Raw genomic sequence first — 16,018 nt, 5'->3', positions numbered from 1 at the left:
CGGGGTCAGTCGACGGTGGCGTCCACCCGCACGTCGTCGGCCCGCTCGACCCGCACCCGCGCACCCTCGCGGCCGATGTCGGCGAGCACCCCGCCGGTGACCGACAGGGCGATCTCCATCGCGGCCGGGGGGCCGATGGCGCGGAACTCGTAGGGGGAGCTCAGCGGCTGACCGTCGATGCGCAGGGCGCCGGGGGAGCCGGTCACGGCGCTGGACGCGACGACCCGCACGCCGTCGACCTGCAGCGCCTCCGCGCCGGCGCCGCGCAGCTCCTGGATGGCGCCGAGCACCACCGACGCGGGGACAGCGCCGTCGGGGTCCTGGACGGTCACCAGCACCCCGGGGCCGCTGACCGGGAGGGTGCCCGCGAGGATGCCGATGGCCTCCGCCCGGGACCGTGCCTCCTCCAGCGCGCTCCCGGACTCCTCCTGCCCACTGCCCAGCTGCTCGAGGGTCTCCCGGGTGGCACCGATCTCCTGGCGCAGCGTCTCCTCCTGGGCGTTCAGCTCGTCCAGCAGGACGACGAGGTCGGCCTCGCTGCGCACGTCCTGCTCGGCCGGCTCGGCGGTGCTGCGGATCTGCACGACGAGCGCGAAACCCAGCACCACGGTCAGCCCGGCGGTGGCGGCCACGGCGACGGGGCGGCTCCACAACCGGGCCGGCCCTGACCCTCGGGTCGAGGTCGAGGGTTGCTCGTTCGGGGCGGGGCCGGCCACCGCATCGCCGGCCACCGCATCGCCGGCCACCGCATCGCCGGCCACCGCGTCGCCGGGTGCGGGAGCGGCTGCGGCGCCGACGTCCGCGGAGGCCGGCCCGAGGGGTGGCCCGTCGCCGCCCGTAGCCCTCCGCTCGTCGCCGTCCATCGGCTCCACAGTAGGTCAGCTCCGCGGCCCGCCGGCGGTGCTCGGCCGGTCGCGGCCCACGGGTCGCGATCGCTACCGGTAGCTGGGCGAACGGCCCGAGCCCGGCGCCGCTCCCGAGCGCAGCAGCGGCAGGGTGCGCCACGGCACCAGGCAGGTCAACGCCACCACGCTCGTCGAGCGCACGACGGAGGACGACCGGTTCAGCTGCACCAGGATCTCCTGCAGTGCCTCGTGCGAGGCGGCGGCGACGCGGCAGACGACGTCGCCGCTGCCCGTGGTGGCGTGGGCCTCGAGGACGCCGGGGATCGCCTCGAGGTCCCGGTGCACGGCATCGAGCGCACCCTGGGCGATCTCCAGGGTGACGAAGGCCTGGACGCCGAACCCGGCAGCGGTGACGTCCACGTCGGGACCGAACCCGGTGACCACGCCCGCTGCTTCCAGTCGCTGCAACCGGGCGGTCGCGGTGGCGCGGGCGACGCCGACCATGCGGGCGATCTCGACGAGTCCCGTACGCGGGTGTTCCCGGAGCGCCGCCAGCAGGGCCACGTCGAGGGCGTCGAGGCGGTAGGGGTGGCTCATCGGACCTCCACGTGATCGGGAGCTCTGCATTCTGCCCAGCTGGAGCCCTTCGGAGCTAGCCCGGTCGTGCAGGCGCGCCAGCACGAGCCGGTGTGGTTGCGCAGGCCGGACGACGGGTGTGCTGTGAGGGGGGCACACATGGTCCGAGGCGAGGGAGGGGTCGCGGTGACGCTCGAGCAGGCGCTCAACGACGAGGAACGGCTGGCGGGGCTCGACCGTCGGCAGCTGGAGCAGTTGGTCGGGCTGGTGCAGTACGACCCCTCCGGTGACCCCTTCCCGGTCTCCGGCTGGGACGGCCTGGTCTGGGTCGTGGGCAACGCGGTGCAGACGGCGCACTTCTTCCAGTCGGCGTTCGGCATGGAGCTGGTCGCCTACTCCGGCCCCGAGACCGGTAACCGCGACCACCACGCCTTCGTGCTCACCTCGGGGGCGGCGCGGTTCGTCGTCCAGGGCGCCTACGACCCGGACAGCCCGCTGGCCGACCACCACCGCCGGCACGGCGACGGCATCGTCGACATCGCGCTCGCCGTGCCCGACGTCGACCGCTGCACCGCCCACGCCCGGGCTCAAGGGGCCACCGTGCTGGAGGAGCCGCACGACGTCGGCGACGAGCACGGCACCGTCCGCCTGGCGTCGATCGCGGCCTACGGCGACACCCGGCACACGCTGGTCGACCGGTCCCGCTACGCCGGGCCCTACCTGCCCGGTTACGTCGGGCGCACGTCGTCGTTCGTCAAGCGGCCGGAATCCCCGAAGCGGTTGTTCCAGGCCGTCGACCACGTCGTGGGCAACGTGGAACTGGGCGAGATGGACCGGTGGGTCGACTTCTACAACCGGGTCATGGGGTTCACCAACATGGCCGAGTTCATCGGGGAGGACATCGCCACCGACTACTCCGCGCTGATGAGCAAGGTCGTGGCCAACGGCAACCACCGGGTGAAGTTCCCGCTCAACGAGCCGGCGCCGGGCAAGAAGAAGTCGCAGATCGACGAGTACCTGGAGTTCTACCGCGGCCCCGGCGCCCAGCACGTGGCGCTGGCGACCAACGACATCCTCGCCACGGTCGACGCCATGCGGGCAGAGGGCGTCGAGTTCCTCGCCACGCCGGACTCCTACTACGAGGACCCGGAGCTCCGCGCCCGGATCGGCACCGTGCGCGTGCCGATCGAGGAGCTGCAGCGCCGCGGGATCCTCGTCGACCGCGACGAGGACGGCTACCTGCTGCAGATCTTCACCCGGCCCACCGGCGACCGGCCCACGGTCTTCTTCGAGCTGATCGAGCGGCACGGGTCGCTGGGCTTCGGGAAGGGCAACTTCAAGGCGCTGTTCGAGGCGATCGAGCGCGAGCAGGAACGACGCGGCAACTTCTGAAGAAGGACCCCGCTGCTCGCAGGCTCGCGGCGGGCCCCTGTAGCGGGGCCGTTCCAGAAAGGTCACCACAGATGGCTCACTACCGGCAGGTGGGGGAGGTGCCGCGGAAGCGGCACACGCAGTTCCGGCGTCCCGACGGTCGGCTGTACGCCGAGGAGCTGATGGGGGAGGAGGGCTTCTCCTCCGACAGCTCGCTGCTGTACCACCGCGGCGTCCCCTCCTCGCTGGTCGACGCCCGCCCGTGGCAGCTGCCCGACCAGGCGACGACGCCGAACGCCCCGCTGATGCCCCGGCACCTGAAGCTGCACGACCTCTTCCCGGGCGAGGAGGCCATGCCGTCGACAAGCGCGGCGGCCGACCCCGTGACCGGCCGGCGGCTGGTGCTGGGCAACGCCGACGTCCGCATCTCCTATGCGGTCAGCAGCCTGCCGAGCCCGCTGTACCGCAACGCCGTCGGCGACGAGTGCGTCTTCGTCGAGCGCGGGACGGCGAAAGTCGAGACGGTGTTCGGGGCGCTGGACGTGGGCTCGGGCGACTACGTCGTCCTCCCGCGGGCGACGACGCACCGCTGGCTGCCCACCGGTGCCGAGCCGTTGCGCACCTACGCCATCGAGGCGAACGGCCACATCGCCCCGCCGAAGCGCTATCTGTCGAAGTACGGGCAGTTCCTCGAGCACGCGCCGTACTGCGAGCGGGACCTGCGCGGCCCGGCCGAGCCGCTGCTGGCGGAGGGCACCGACGTCGAGGTGTACGTCAAGCACCGCGGCGAGGGGCCCGGCGGGCTGGCCGGCACCGTGCACGTCGTCCCGGAGCACCCCTTCGACATCGTCGGCTGGGACGGCTGCCTCTACCCGTACGCCTTCGACGTGGCGGACTTCGAGCCGATCACCGGCCGGGTGCACCAGCCGCCGCCGGTGCACCAGGTGTTCGAGGGGCCGAACTTCGTCATCTGCAACTTCGTGCCGCGGAAGGTCGACTACCACCCGCTCGCGGTGCCGGTGCCCTACTACCACTCGAACGTCGACTCCGACGAGATCATGTTCTACGTGGACGGCGACTACGAGGCCCGCAAGGGTTCGGGCATCGGCAAGGGCTCGGTGACCGTGCATCCCGGCGGGCACTCGCACGGACCGCAGCCGGCCGCGGTCGAGGCGTCGCTGGGCGCCGAGCGGTTCGACGAGCTGGCCGTCATGGTCGACACCTTCCGGCCGCTGCAGCTCGGCGAGGGCGGCGCGGCGGTCGACGACGGGCGGTACGCCTGGTCGTGGTCCGGCCGCGGGCCCACCTCGTGACCTGGCTGGAGCTGCCGGAGGACAGCGGGTTCGGCATCGAGAACCTGCCGTTGGGGGTGTTCCTCGGCGGCGGGCGGCCCGGGTTCCGGCACGGCGTGCGCATCGGTGACGCGGTCCTCGACCTGTTCGGGATGACCGGGTTCCCGGTCCACCGGACCCGCACGCTGGACGCGTTCCTCGTCGCGGGGCCGGGGGCCTGGCGGGACCTCCGCGAGCAGGTCACCGAGTGGCTCACCGACGCGCGGCACCGCGTCCGCGTGGAGCCGCACCTCGTCCCGCTGGACGAGGTGAGCCTGCACCGCCCGATCGGCGTCGCGGACTACGTGGACTTCTACAGCTCCCGGCAGCACGCGGAGAACGTCGGCCGGTTGTTCCGCCCGGGCACCGACCCGCTGCCGCCGAACTGGCGGCACCTGCCGATCGGCTACCACGGCCGGTCGGGCACGGTGGAGGTGTCGGGGACGCCGGTGGTGCGGCCGTGCGGGCAGCTCGGGGGGCCGGACGACGGCGAGCTGCCGCCGTTCGGCCCGACGCGGAAGCTCGACTTCGAGGCCGAGGTCGGGTTCGTGGTCGGTGCGCCCAGCGAGCCGGGGGAGCGGGTGCCGGTGGAGGCGTTCACCGAGCACGTGTTCGGCGTCTGCCTGGTCGACGACTGGTCGGCCCGTGACCTGCAGGCCTGGGAGTACGTGCCGCTGGGCCCCTTCCTCGGCAAGTCGTTCCGGACGTCGATGTCGCCGTGGATCGTGCCGCTGGCGGCGCTCGAAGCGGCGCGGGTACCGGCGCCGCCGCGCGGCACCGGGCTGCTGCCCTACCTGCGCGACGACGGCGCCCCGTGGGGGCTGGACCTCGCCCTCGAGGTCCGGATCAACGGCGAGGTGGTCAGCCGCCCGTCGTTCCGGGACATGTACTGGACGCCGGCGCAGCAGCTCGCGCACCTGACCGTGAACGGTGCCTCGGTCTCGGCCGGGGAGCTGTTCGCCTCGGGGACGGTCAGCGGCGCCGCACCCGACCAGTGGGGCTCGCTGCTGGAGCTGACCGCCAACGGCACGCAGCCGCTGCGCCTGGCCGACGGCTCGACCCGGGGGTTCCTCGAGGACGGCGACACGGTGTCTCTCAGCGCGAGCGCCCCTGGCCCCGGCGGCACACGCATCGGCTTCGGGGAGGTCGTCGGCCGGGTGGAGCCCGCCCGGCCCTGACCCGACCGGCTGCGCCGCCGGCGGGGCCATACTCCTGCCATGCCCACCGGGACCGCCCGCGACCCGGGTGCACTGCTGCTCGCCGGGGTGGCGGGCGCCGCGCACCTGGTCGTCGGCTACTTCTACCTGGTGAGCGGGCTGGCCGTGCCGCTGTACGCGCTGCTCCCGCTGTGGGTGCTCTGGCTGGTGCTGGCGGCGTGGCTGGTCCGGCTCGCGCTCGCCCGTTCGTGGTGGACGCCGATGGTCCCGGTGCTCGCGGCCGCCGTCCTCGTCCTCACCGTCGCCGTCGGCGGCTGGCTGCTCGGCTGGCAGGCCTGAGCCGGGCGGCGCGGCCCGCGGCTCAGCCGCCCGGGTGGGTGGGGCCCTCCGGCGCCGCGGCGGCGCGCACCTCGGCGGAGTGGGTGCGGAGCGCGTGCAGCACCGCCCGGTTCACCACCCAGTACAGGGCGTAGAGGAACAGGCCCACGAGGGCGAGGTAGGTGGCGAGCCCGATCAGCGACATCACCGCCGTGACGTTATCGGCCCGACTGCTCTGCGCCGAGGACCGCGTCGTAGCGGTCGAGCAGGACGGCGGCGATCCGGTCGTCGGGCAGCAGCGGCGCGGTGACGACGTCGGCCCCGGCGCCGGCGAGCTTGTCGTGGAAGTGCCCCGGGGCGAGCAGGTACGACGCGATCACCACGCGCCGGGCGCCCCGCTCCCGCGCGGCGGCGACGGCGTCGGGCACCGGCGGCTGCGCGGCCGAGCCATAGCCCGTGGTCACCGGCGCCGCCCAGGACTCCTGCAGCAGCGCGACGGTCCGGTCGACGTCGGCCACCGAGCGCGGGTCGCTGGACCCGGCGGCGGCCAGCACGACGGCGGTGGAGGGGTCGGCCGGATCGGCGCCGGACTCGACCAGCCGGGCGTGCAGCACCTCGGCCAGCCGGGGGTCGGGCCCGAGCGGGCGGGCCGCGACCGCGGACTCGTGCGCGGTGACGGCCCCGGCGATGTCGACGTGCACGTGGTACCCGCCGGACAGCAGCAGCGGGACGACGACGGCCGGCCGGCCCTCGGCGGACAGGCCGGCGATGACGTCGACGACCGTCGGCGGCTGGACGTCGACGAACGCTGCGGTGGTGACCAGGCCGGGGCGCAGCGCGCGGGCGGCCAGCGCCAGCTCGGCGATCAGCCGCCGGCCGGTGGGGTTGCGGGTGCCGTGGGCGCAGGCGACCAGCACCGGTGTCGGGGGAGCGGTCACCGGGCGTGGAGGGCCCGGGCGGTCGCGGACTCCCGCTTCCGGCTTGCGCCGGTGAGCAAGGGGCCGCGACCGCCCAGGACCAGGTGCATCAGGCGGCAGAGCCCCGCAGCGAGCGCAGGACGTACTGCATGATCCCGCCGTTGCGGTAGTAGTTCGCCTCACCGGGAGTGTCGATGCGCACCCGGGCGTCGAACTCTGTCGTGTTCCCGTCCGGGCCCACGGCCTTCACCTTCACCGTGCGCGGCACCTCGCCGTCGTTCAGCGCGGTGATGCCGGTGATGGTGAACTCCTCGTCGCCGGTCAGGCCGAGCGACTCGCGGTCCTGGCCCTCGGGGAACTGCAGCGGCAGCACGCCCATCCCGATGAGGTTGGAGCGGTGGATCCGCTCGTAGCTCTCGGCGATGACGGCCTTGACGCCGAGCAGCGCGGTGCCCTTGGCGGCCCAGTCGCGGGAGGACCCCGAGCCGTACTCCTTGCCGGCCAGCACGACCAGCGGGATGCCGGCGTCGATGTAGGCGCGCGAGGCGTCGTAGATCGTCGTCGTCTCGCCGGTCAGGTGGTTCTTGGTGACGCCACCCTCGGTCCCGGGCACCAGCTGGTTGCGCAGCCGGATGTTGGCGAAGGTGCCGCGGATCATGACCTCGTGGTTCCCGCGGCGCGAGCCGTAGGAGTTGAAGTCGCGGCGGTCCACACCGTGCTCGCGGAGGTACGTGCCCGCGGGGCTGTCGGCCTTGATCGAACCGGCCGGCGAGATGTGGTCGGTGGTCACCGAGTCGCCGAGCACCGCGAGGGTGCGGGCGCCGGTGATGTCCTGGACCGGGGCGGGCTCGGCCGGCATGCCCTCGAAGTACGGGGGACGGCGGACGTAGGTGCTCTCCTCGGCCCACTCGAAGGTGTTCCCGGTCGGCGTGGGCAGGTTCTGCCACTGCTCGGTGCCGGCGAACACGTCCTCGTAGCTGCGGCCGAACTGCTCCGCGGAGACGGCCTGGTCGATGACCCGCTGGACCTCCTGCGGCGAGGGCCAGATGTCGCGCAGGAAGACGTCGTTGCCGTCGGCGTCCTGGCCCAGGGGGTCGTTGTTCAGGTCGACGTCCATGGACCCGGCCAGCGCGTAGGCGATGACCAGCGGCGGCGACGCCAGGTAGTTCATCTTGACGTCGGGGTTGATCCGGCCCTCGAAGTTCCGGTTGCCCGAGAGCACCGAGACGACGGCGAGATCGGCCTCGTTGACCGCCGCCGACACCGGCTCCGGCAGCGGGCCGGAGTTGCCGATGCAGGTGGTGCAGCCGTAGCCGACCAGGTAGAAGCCCAGCTTCTCCAGGTAGGGGGTGAGCTCGGCCTTCTCGTAGTAGTCCATGACGACCTTGGACCCGGGGGCCAGCGTCGTCTTCACCCACGGCTTGCTGGACAGCCCGCGCTCGACGGCGTTCTTCGCCAGCAGCGCGGCGCCGAGCATCACCTGCGGGTTGGAGGTGTTGGTGCAGGAGGTGATCGCGGCGATGACCACGTGGCCGTGGTCGACCTCGGTCTCGGTGCCGTCCTCCATCACCACGCGGGTCGGCTTGCTCGGCCGGCGGCTGACGTCGTGCCCGTCGAAGTGGTGCGGCTTGCCGGCCTCGCCGTTGCCGTGCGCGAACGGGCTCACCGGGTCCGACGCGGGGAACGACTCCGCCGAGGCCTCGTCGGCCTCCGACTCGACGCCGTAGGGCTGCTCCTGGCCGGGCACGCCGGGCTTGCGGTCCTCGCCACCGGTCTCGTCGGCCTGGACGTAGTCGGCCAGCGCGGCGCGGAACGCGGGCTTGGCCTCGGTGATGGCCACCCGGTCCTGCGGGCGCTTCGGCCCGGCGATCGACGGGACGACCGTGGCGAGGTCCAGCTCCAGGTACTCGGAGAAGACCGGCTCGCGCGACGGGTCGTGCCAGAGGCCCTGCTCCTTGGCGTAGGCCTCGACCAGCTTGACCTGCTCCTCGCTGCGGCCGGTCAGCTGCAGGTAGGTGATCGTCTCCTCGTCGATGGGGAACATCGCCGCGGTGGAGCCGAACTCGGGGCTCATGTTGCCGATCGTGGCGCGGTTGGCCAGCGGCACCGCGGAGACGCCCTCGCCGTAGAACTCGACGAACTTCCCGACCACGCCGTGCTCGCGAAGCATCTCGGTGATCGTGAGCACCAGGTCGGTGGCGGTGGCGCCGTCGGGGAGCTGGCCGGAGAGCTTGAAGCCCACCACGCGGGGGATGAGCATCGAGACCGGCTGGCCGAGCATCGCGGCCTCGGCCTCGATGCCGCCGACGCCCCAGCCGAGCACGCCCAGGCCGTTGACCATCGTGGTGTGGCTGTCGGTGCCCACGCAGGTGTCGGGGTAGGCGATCGTGCGGTCGCCCTCCTGTCGCGGGAAGACCACGCGGGCCAGGTGCTCGATGTTGACCTGGTGGACGATGCCGGTGCCCGGGGGGACGACCTTGAAGTCGCTGAAGGCGCCCTGGCCCCAGCGCAGGAACTGGTAGCGCTCGCCGTTGCGCTCGTACTCGATCTCGACGTTGCGCTCGAAGGACTCCGGCGTGCCGAAGACGTCGGCGATCACCGAGTGGTCGATGACCAGCTCGGCCGGGGCGAGCGGGTTGATCTTCTGCGGGTCGCCGCCGAGCTCGGCCATGGCCTCGCGCATGGTGGCGAGGTCGACGATGCAGGGCACGCCGGTGAAGTCCTGCATCACCACGCGGGCCGGGGTGAACTGGATCTCCTGGTCGGGCTCGGCCGAGGGGTCCCAGTTCGCCAGCGCGCGGATGTGGTCGGCGGTGATGTCCGCGCCGTCCTCGGTGCGCAGCAGGTTCTCGAGGAGGACCTTCAGGCTGAAGGGCAGCTTCTCCGCGCCCTCCACCGCGTCGAGCCGGTAGATGTCGTACTCGGTGCCTTCGACGGCGAGCGTCGACCGGGCCCCGAAGCTGTCCTTGCTGGCTGCCACTTCTCTGCGCCTACCCCTCGTGGTTCATCACGCGTCGTTGACCACCCCCCATCATCCCAGCCCGCGGCCGGGAGCACCGAGTCAGGCGACCCTTCCCTCACCCGGTGACCTGTGTCACCGACGGCGAAACGCGCGGAGTCCGACCGCCCCTCCCGTCCGCGCCGCCGCAGCAGCCCCACCGCTCGCCCGCGGACGGCGTGCCGGGCACGCGGGTCCGTCCCGTGCGCCGGCGCGCGGTTACGGTCCCGCGCCATGACCGCGGTCGACCGATCGGCACCCGCCCCGGCGGCGGCCCCGCCCGTCCTCCGGGACACCGCGCCCGGCGCCCGGGGCCGCGCCGTCGCGGCAGTGCTCTGGGCCGGACTCCTCGGCGCCTTCGTGCTCGCCTGTGCAGCGCGCGGCCTGCCGACCGACCGCGTGGTCCTGCTCGGCTGGGTGCTCGCGGGGTTGGCCGTCACCTCGGTCACGCACGGCTGGCGGCGCCTCGTGCACCTGCTCGTGGACTGGCTGCCGCTGGTGGCGGTGCTGCTGGCCTACGACGCGACCCGGGGGCTGGCCGACGGCCTGGGCATGCCGGTGCACGTGCGCGAGGTGGCCGACGCCGACCGCTGGTTCACCGGGGGAGTGCTGCCCACGGTGTGGCTGCAGGAGCACGTGCGGGCCGACTGGTGGAAGGCCGTGGCGACGCTGGTCTACAGCAGCCACTTCGTGCTCACCCCCGTGGTGCTCGCGGTGCTGTGGCTGCGCGACCGCGCCCGCTGGGCCCGCTGCGCCCGCCTGGTGGTGGCGCTCTCCCTCGCCGGGCTGGTCACCTACGTGCTCTACCCGGCCGCGCCGCCGTGGCTGGCCGCCAAGCAGGGCGTGATCGAGCCGGTCGGGCGGATCAGCAACGCCGGGTGGGAGGTTCTGGGGCTGCCGCGCGCGGGGGTGCTGCTCGAGACCGGGCAGGGGCAGGTGAACCTCGTCGCCGCCGTCCCCTCGCTGCACACCGCCTTCGCCGTCCTCATGTGCATCGTGCTGCTGCCGCTGGCCCGGTACGGCTGGCAGCGGGCCGGCCTGGTCGCCTACGCCGTGCTCATGCCGGTGGTCCTGGTCTGGTCCGGGGAGCACTACGTCGTCGACACGCTGCTGGGTGCCGCGTACGCGTGCGCCGTCGTCCTGCTCGCGCCGCCGGCCGGGCGCCTGGCCCGGGCCGGGGCCCGCCGCGCGGCCGCCCGGCCCCTACCGTGGCGGGTGTGACCGGCACCGTCCCCGACCCGCTGCCCGGCTGGCTGACCGCCGCACGCCGCGTCACCGTGCTCAGCGGTGCGGGCATCTCCACCGACAGCGGCATCCCCGACTACCGCGGACCGAACGGCGTCTGGACCCGTGACCCGGACGCCGAGAAGCTCGTGACGCTGTCCTACTACGTCGCCGATCCGGACATCCGGCGCCGGGCCTGGCTGATGCGCCGGGACATGGGCGCGCTGGACGTGCGCCCCAACGCCGGGCACGCCGCGCTGGTCGACCTGGAGCGGCAGGGCCGGCTGCGCGCGCTGGTGACCCAGAACGTCGACGGGCTGCACCAGGCGGCGGGGTCGGACCCCGCGCGGGTCGTGGAGATCCACGGCACCGTGCACGACGTCGAGTGCCTGGGCTGCCGCGCCCGGACGGCGATGCAGGAGGCGCTGGACCGGGTGGCCGCGGGTGAGCCGGACCCGCCCTGCCACGCCTGCGGCGGCATCCTCAAGTCGGCGACGATCAGCTTCGGGCAGCTGCTGGACCCCGACGTGATCGACGCCGCCGTCGCAGCCGCGCGCGACTGCGACCTGCTGCTCGCGGTGGGCACGTCGCTCCAGGTCCACCCGGCGGCGGGGCTGGTCGACGTCGCCGTCCGCCACGGGGCCCGCGTGGTGGTGGTCAACGCCGAGCCGACGCCGTACGACGACGTCGCCGACCTCGTCGTGCGCGAGCCGATCGGGACGGCGCTGCCGCGGCTGGTCGCCGCGGGCTGACCCCATCCTCCCCCACCGGGGTGCGTCCTCCCTCCCGGTCTGCGCTGAGGGAGGACGCTCCACGATCAGTTCCCTGATCCCAGCGGGTGGACGGCGGCGCCGCACGCGCCGCGCGGCTCGTCGCCGTCCCCGGCGACCGATAGCGTGACGGGGACCACGTCCACGGCCGGCCCGCACCGGCCCAGCAGCCCGGGAGCCGGCATGCGCGTACCCCTCACCAGTCGCGACTTCCTCGACCGCGCGGAGCTCGTCTACGGCGACCGCGTCGGCATCGTCGACGAGCCGGCGCAGCCCGCACCGTCGCTCGGCGAGGTGTCCTACCGCGAGGTGGCCCGGCGCGGCCGGGCGCTGCAGGCCGGCCTCGACGCCCTGGGCGTCGGGGAGGGGGAGCGGGTGGCGATCGTCAGCCACAACTCCGCCCGGCTGCTCGAGCTGCTGCTGGCGGTGCCGTCGTCCGGCCGGGTCGCCGTCCCGATCAACTTCCGGCTGCAGCCCGAGGAGGTCGAGTACATCGTCGGCCACTCCGGCGCCCGGGTGCTGCTGGTCGACCCCGAGCTGGAGACCTCGCTCAAGGGCGTGCGCGCCGACCACCGGTTCGGCACGGGGGAGGAGTACGAGCAGCTGCTCCGGTTCGACGCCGAGCCCCGGCCGTGGGCGGAGCCGGACGAGGACGCCACGGCCACGATCAACTACACCAGCGGGACGACGGCGCGGCCCAAGGGCGTGCAGATGACCCACCGCAACATCTGGGTCAACGCGGTCACGTTCGGCATGCACATGCAGGTCAGCGATCGCGACGTCTACATGCACACGCTGCCGATGTTCCACTGCAACGGCTGGGGCCTGCCCTACGCCATGGCCGGGGTCGGCGCCCGCCAGGTGGTGATCCGCAAGATCGACGGCGCGGAGATCCTGCGCCGGGTCGACCGGCACGGCGTGACGGTGATGGCCGGGGCCCCGGCGGTCTGGAACGCCGTCCTGGACGCCGCCGCCGACTGGGACGGCGAGATCCCCGGGCGGGACCGGGTGCGGATCATCGTCGCGGGCGCGCCGCCGCCGTCGCGGACCATCGCCCGCGTGGAGGCCGAGCTCGGGTGGGAGTTCAACCAGATCTACGGCCTCACCGAGACCGCCCCACTGCTGACCATCAACCGGCCGCGCGCCGAGCACGACGACCTCGACCCGGAGGAGCGCGCCAAGCGGCTGTCCCGGGCGGGCGTGCCGTCGATCGGCACCCGGATGGCGATCAGCGACAACGGCGAGGTGCTGGCGCGCAGCAACACCGTGCTCGCCGGCTACTGGGAGAACCCCGACGCCTCGGCCGAGGCGCTGGAGGACGGCTGGTTCCACACCGGGGACGGCGGGACGCTCGACGAGCAGGGCTACCTGACGATCTCCGACCGCAAGAAGGACGTGATCATCACCGGCGGCGAGAACGTCTCCTCGATCGAGGTCGAGGACGTGGTGTTCAGCCACCCGGCGGTCGCGGAGGTCGCGGTCATCGGCATCCCCGACGAGAAGTGGGGGGAGATGGTCACCGCCATCGTGGTCCTCGCCGAGGGGGAGCAGGCCACGGAGGCCGACATCATCGCCCACTGCAAGGCGCGGATCGCCGGCTACAAGGCACCGAAGCGGGTGGAGTTCCGCGACGAGCTGGCCCGCACCGCCACCGGGAAGATCCAGAAGTTCAAGCTGCGCGAGGACTTCTGGGCCGGCTCCGAGCGCAAGGTGAACTGAGGGCGCCCCCGCCGGGCCGAGCGCGGGGTCTCAGCCATCGCGCTCGGCCACCAGCCGGTCGGTGATCCGCCGGATGCGGTGCACCTGCCGGGAGAGGGTCATGTCGAGGAGCCGGTCGACGGGCGGGACCTCGCCGAGCCGCGCGAGGCCCATCCACCGCGGTACGGCGACCGTGCGGGACCAGTAGGAGCCGAGGCTGCGCGCGACCTGCTCGGCCACCCGCTCCGGGCGGATGCCGGGGGAGAGCCGCCCCTCGGCGTCCTCGTCGGAGACCGGCGCCGCACCCCGGCCGCGCACCAGCCACTCGGTCGACACCGGCCCGGGGGTGATCGAGTGCACCCGGACGCCGCGGGCGGTGACCTCCCGTCGGAGCCCCTTGACGAAGCCGTGTGCACCGGCCTTGGTCGCGGAGTAGACGGTCAGCGGCGGCACCTGTGCCAGCGCGGCGGAGGAGGCGGTGACGAGGACGTCGGCCCGCCCCCGCTCGGCGGCCGCGGCCAGCAGGTGGGGGAGGGCCAGGCGGGCGAGGTCGACGACCCCGGTCAGGTTGGTGGCGATCATCGTCTCGACGGCCTCCTGCGGGGTGTCCTCGACGAGCCCGGCGTAGCCGATCGCCGCGTTGAGGACCACCGCGTCCAGGCGCCCGTGCTCGGCGACCACCCGTTCGACCAGCGCCACCCGGTCGGTGGGTGAGGAGACGTCGGCCCGCACCCCGGTCGCGCCGTCGACGCCGGCCAGCGCCTCGGTCAGCCGCCCCTGGTCGCGGGCGCACGCCACCACCCGCGCACGGTCGGCGGCCAGGCGGTGGACGACGGCGCGACCGATGCCGGTGCTCCCGCCGGTGACGAGGATGACGCGATCCTGGAGGTCGGGCACCGCCCGGTTCTGCCCAGGCGACGCCGGGCACAACCGCACCGTGCGCGACACGACCTCCGTCCCGCCGACCTACGTCGACGCGACCCGGCTGTGGGTCGACTCCCGGCCCCGGGCGTTCGTGCAGCGCCGGGGCGAGGCGGCGATCCTGCAGCGCCTCGGCGGCGAGGTCCCCGGCGGCACCGTCCTCGAGCTGGGCCGCTGGCACCGCCGCTGACGTCCCGGAGCGACGGCCCTCGTCAGCCGCGCCGACCGCGCCGGCGCGCCGCCGTCCTCGTGCTCCAGCGTGCGGACGGCGGCCGGCACGCGAGGACGGCGCCCGCGTAATGCCGCAGTCATCCACGCGCGAGTGACCCACCCGGAGGGGTGAGGCGTCCTCAACGGTCCCGCGCCCGGAGCCGATGCCCCCGACGGGTCACCCGTCCGGGTGCCCGTCGGACGTCGGGAAGAGGCAGCGGTGGGCAGCGGAGCGCGGACGTGCGCGGTGCGGGGCGGTACCGGGTCCCCGGCCGGGGTGGCCGGGCGCGGCCGGGCGGCGCTGCGGGCGGTCGTGGCGGTCCTCGTCGCCGCGGTGGCGATCGGCCTCACCCCGTCGGCGGCCGGCGCGGCGCCGCGGAACCCCAGCGACGCCGAGCTCGGTACCGCGCAGCAGGCGAGGGCCGATGCTGCCGAGCGCGTCGGGGAAATCAGCGCGCAGCTGGCGCGGGCGCGGGCGGACGCCGAGGCCCTGCACCAGGCGGCGCTCATCGCGCTGCAGGACTACGAGGACAAGCAGGCGGCCTACGACGCCGCCCGCGCCACCGCCGACGCCGCGACCGCCGCGGCGGTGCAGGCGGCCGCCGACCTGCAGGAGGGGCGCGACGACGTCGCCTCCTTCGCGCGGGCCAGCTACATGCAGGGTTCCACCGCTCCGGGCATCACCGCGCTGCTCAGCGCCGCAGGGCCGGCGGAGCTGATCGAGCGCGCGGCATTGCTGGAGGCCGCGGGGACCAACCGCACCGAGGTCGTCGCCGAGCTCACCGTCCTGCAGGTGCAGGCCGCGACGACGGAGCAGGCCGCCCAGCAGGCGACCGAGCAGGCCGCCGCCGTTCAGCAGCAGGCGGCCGACCTGCTGGCGGATGCGCAGACCCAGGAGGTGGAAGCGCGCCGGCAGGCGGACGCGCTCGATGCCCGGGAGGACGGTCTCCAGGCCGAGCTCCAGCAGGCGCAGCAGGTGCTGCAGGGGCTGGAGGGCGCCCGGTCGGCCGCGCAGGAGGCGGCCGCCCGGCAGTCCGCCGCGCCGGCGCCGCAGCGCACCCCGACCAGGCCCGCGCCCGCCCCCGCGCCCGCCCCCGCGCCCGCCCCCGTCCCGAGCACCCCGACGCCCGAGCGTCCCTCCGGGGGCACGGCCGGCGCGCCGTCGGCATCGGCGGCCGAGACGGCCATCGCGGCGGCGCGGTCGCAGCTCGGCGTCCCGTACTCGTGGGGCGGCGGTGGCAGCAGCGGTCCCAGCAACGGAATCCCGCCGGACAGCCAGCTCTTCGGCTTCGACTGCTCGGGGCTGACCCAGTACGCCTACGCCCGTGCCGGGATCGCCATCGGCGGGACCAGCCGGGACCAGTGGTGGCTCAACCGGGACAAGCAGGTCGCGACCGCCGACCTGCAGCCCGGTGACCTGCTCTTCTGGGGCGGCACCCGGAGCGACTACATGTCCATCACGCACGTGGCGCTCTACATCGGCGGCGGTCAGGTGATCGAGGCGCCGGACCGCGGCAAGCACGTGACCGTGGCGCCGGCGCGCACCTCGAGCAGCACCTACTTCGGCGCGGTGCGGCCGAGCGCTCGCTGAGCCGGACCTCGCGCCGGATCCGCCGCCGGACGTGAGGCGTCGGGCAGCCACGGGGGGAGCTGCCCGACGCAGCGCACACGCTAGCAGTCCC

General features: G+C 74.1%; 15 protein-coding genes. 9 read left to right on the top strand and 6 right to left on the bottom strand.

Annotated features, from left to right (window positions below; all coding sequences use genetic code 11):
* Positions 1-5: 5 nt before the first annotated feature.
* A complete protein-coding gene (locus QOZ88_RS07250) occupies positions 6-863 on the bottom strand; it encodes a DUF881 domain-containing protein (RefSeq protein ID WP_305999123.1) in 858 nt (285 codons plus the stop codon).
* A 72-nt stretch (positions 864-935) separates the two neighbouring features.
* Positions 936-1,442, bottom strand: coding sequence for an Lrp/AsnC family transcriptional regulator (locus QOZ88_RS07245; RefSeq protein ID WP_305999122.1), 507 nt, complete (start codon positions 1,440-1,442; stop codon positions 936-938).
* Between the two features lie 165 nt (positions 1,443-1,607).
* Here QOZ88_RS07245 and hppD point away from each other — a divergent pair, with 165 nt between their 5' ends.
* From hppD to QOZ88_RS07225, 4 genes are all read left to right on the top strand, one after another.
* The gene (gene hppD / locus QOZ88_RS07240) at positions 1,608-2,813 is read left to right on the top strand and encodes a 4-hydroxyphenylpyruvate dioxygenase (RefSeq protein ID WP_305999121.1); all 1,206 of its coding nucleotides are present in this window, start codon (positions 1,608-1,610) and stop codon (positions 2,811-2,813) included.
* 71 nt (positions 2,814-2,884) lie between these two features.
* On the top strand, positions 2,885-4,105 hold the full coding sequence (locus QOZ88_RS07235; protein WP_305999120.1) for a homogentisate 1,2-dioxygenase: 1,221 nt from the start codon (positions 2,885-2,887) through the stop codon (positions 4,103-4,105).
* Entirely contained in the window at positions 4,078-5,301 is a 1,224-nt protein-coding gene (gene fahA, locus QOZ88_RS07230; protein ID WP_305999119.1) for a fumarylacetoacetase, read from the top strand. The genes QOZ88_RS07235 and fahA overlap by 28 nt, the downstream gene beginning before the upstream one ends.
* Before the next feature lie 39 nt (positions 5,302-5,340).
* Complete coding sequence (locus QOZ88_RS07225; RefSeq protein WP_305999118.1) at positions 5,341-5,619, top strand: hypothetical protein; 279 nt, start codon at positions 5,341-5,343, stop codon at positions 5,617-5,619.
* Positions 5,620-5,641: 22 nt separating this feature from the next.
* Here QOZ88_RS07225 and QOZ88_RS07220 read toward each other — a convergent pair whose 3' ends face one another.
* The 3 genes from QOZ88_RS07220 to QOZ88_RS07210 form a co-directional block, all read right to left on the bottom strand.
* Positions 5,642-5,806 (bottom strand): hypothetical protein, encoded by a 165-nt coding sequence (locus QOZ88_RS07220; protein ID WP_305999117.1) that lies wholly within the window; start codon positions 5,804-5,806, stop codon positions 5,642-5,644.
* Positions 5,807-5,816: 10 nt separating this feature from the next.
* A complete protein-coding gene (locus QOZ88_RS07215; protein ID WP_305999116.1) occupies positions 5,817-6,536 on the bottom strand; it encodes a sirohydrochlorin chelatase in 720 nt (239 codons plus the stop codon).
* Between the two features lie 88 nt (positions 6,537-6,624).
* A complete protein-coding gene (locus tag QOZ88_RS07210; RefSeq protein WP_305999115.1) occupies positions 6,625-9,495 on the bottom strand; it encodes an aconitate hydratase in 2,871 nt (956 codons plus the stop codon).
* A gap of 252 nt (positions 9,496-9,747) precedes the next feature.
* Between QOZ88_RS07210 and QOZ88_RS07205 the strand changes: the two genes are divergently transcribed.
* The 3 genes from QOZ88_RS07205 (at position 9,748) to QOZ88_RS07195 (ending at position 13,226) form a co-directional block, all read left to right on the top strand.
* A complete protein-coding gene (locus tag QOZ88_RS07205; protein WP_305999114.1) occupies positions 9,748-10,734 on the top strand; it encodes a phosphatase PAP2 family protein in 987 nt (328 codons plus the stop codon).
* Positions 10,731-11,489 carry an SIR2 family NAD-dependent protein deacylase gene (locus QOZ88_RS07200; protein ID WP_305999113.1) on the top strand — a complete coding sequence of 253 codons (759 nt, stop codon included), beginning with the start codon at positions 10,731-10,733 and terminating at the stop codon, positions 11,487-11,489. Before QOZ88_RS07205 ends, QOZ88_RS07200 begins: the two co-directional genes overlap by 4 nt.
* A 201-nt stretch (positions 11,490-11,690) precedes the next feature.
* A complete protein-coding gene (locus QOZ88_RS07195; protein ID WP_305999112.1) occupies positions 11,691-13,226 on the top strand; it encodes a long-chain-fatty-acid--CoA ligase in 1,536 nt (511 codons plus the stop codon).
* Positions 13,227-13,256: 30 nt separating this feature from the next.
* Here the strand turns inward: QOZ88_RS07195 and QOZ88_RS07190 are convergent, their stop codons facing one another.
* Positions 13,257-14,102 carry an SDR family oxidoreductase gene (locus QOZ88_RS07190; protein WP_305999111.1) on the bottom strand — a complete coding sequence of 282 codons (846 nt, stop codon included), beginning with the start codon at positions 14,100-14,102 and terminating at the stop codon, positions 13,257-13,259.
* Between the two features lie 40 nt (positions 14,103-14,142).
* On the opposite strand from QOZ88_RS07190, the gene QOZ88_RS07185 reads away from it, so the two are divergent.
* Both QOZ88_RS07185 and QOZ88_RS07180 read left to right on the top strand, forming a co-directional pair.
* Positions 14,143-14,316 carry a hypothetical protein gene (locus tag QOZ88_RS07185; protein WP_305999110.1) on the top strand — a complete coding sequence of 58 codons (174 nt, stop codon included), beginning with the start codon at positions 14,143-14,145 and terminating at the stop codon, positions 14,314-14,316.
* 240 nt (positions 14,317-14,556) lie between these two features.
* Complete coding sequence (locus QOZ88_RS07180) at positions 14,557-15,927, top strand: C40 family peptidase (protein WP_305999109.1); 1,371 nt, start codon at positions 14,557-14,559, stop codon at positions 15,925-15,927.
* Positions 15,928-16,018: the final 91 nt, after the last annotated feature.

It is taken from the genome of Blastococcus carthaginiensis, assembly GCF_030731085.1.
GTDB lineage: Bacteria > Actinomycetota > Actinomycetes > Mycobacteriales > Geodermatophilaceae > Blastococcus > Blastococcus carthaginiensis.
The sequence above is the reverse complement of the archived record's forward strand: the minus strand, read 5'-3'. Positions and strand labels throughout refer to the sequence as shown.

Excerpts from the sequence above, each read along its gene's own strand:
- QOZ88_RS07195 (WP_305999112.1), top strand. The coding sequence starts at position 11,691 with ATGCGCGTACCCCTCACCAGTCGCGACTTCCTCGACCGCGCGGAGCTC.
- QOZ88_RS07235 (WP_305999120.1), top strand. The coding sequence starts at position 2,885 with ATGGCTCACTACCGGCAGGTGGGGGAGGTGCCGCGGAAGCGGCACACG.
- QOZ88_RS07250 (WP_305999123.1), bottom strand. The coding sequence starts at position 863 with ATGGACGGCGACGAGCGGAGGGCTACGGGCGGCGACGGGCCACCCCTC.
- QOZ88_RS07205 (WP_305999114.1), top strand. The coding sequence starts at position 9,748 with ATGACCGCGGTCGACCGATCGGCACCCGCCCCGGCGGCGGCCCCGCCC.
- QOZ88_RS07245 (WP_305999122.1), bottom strand. The coding sequence starts at position 1,442 with ATGAGCCACCCCTACCGCCTCGACGCCCTCGACGTGGCCCTGCTGGCG.
- QOZ88_RS07225 (WP_305999118.1), top strand. The coding sequence starts at position 5,341 with ATGCCCACCGGGACCGCCCGCGACCCGGGTGCACTGCTGCTCGCCGGG.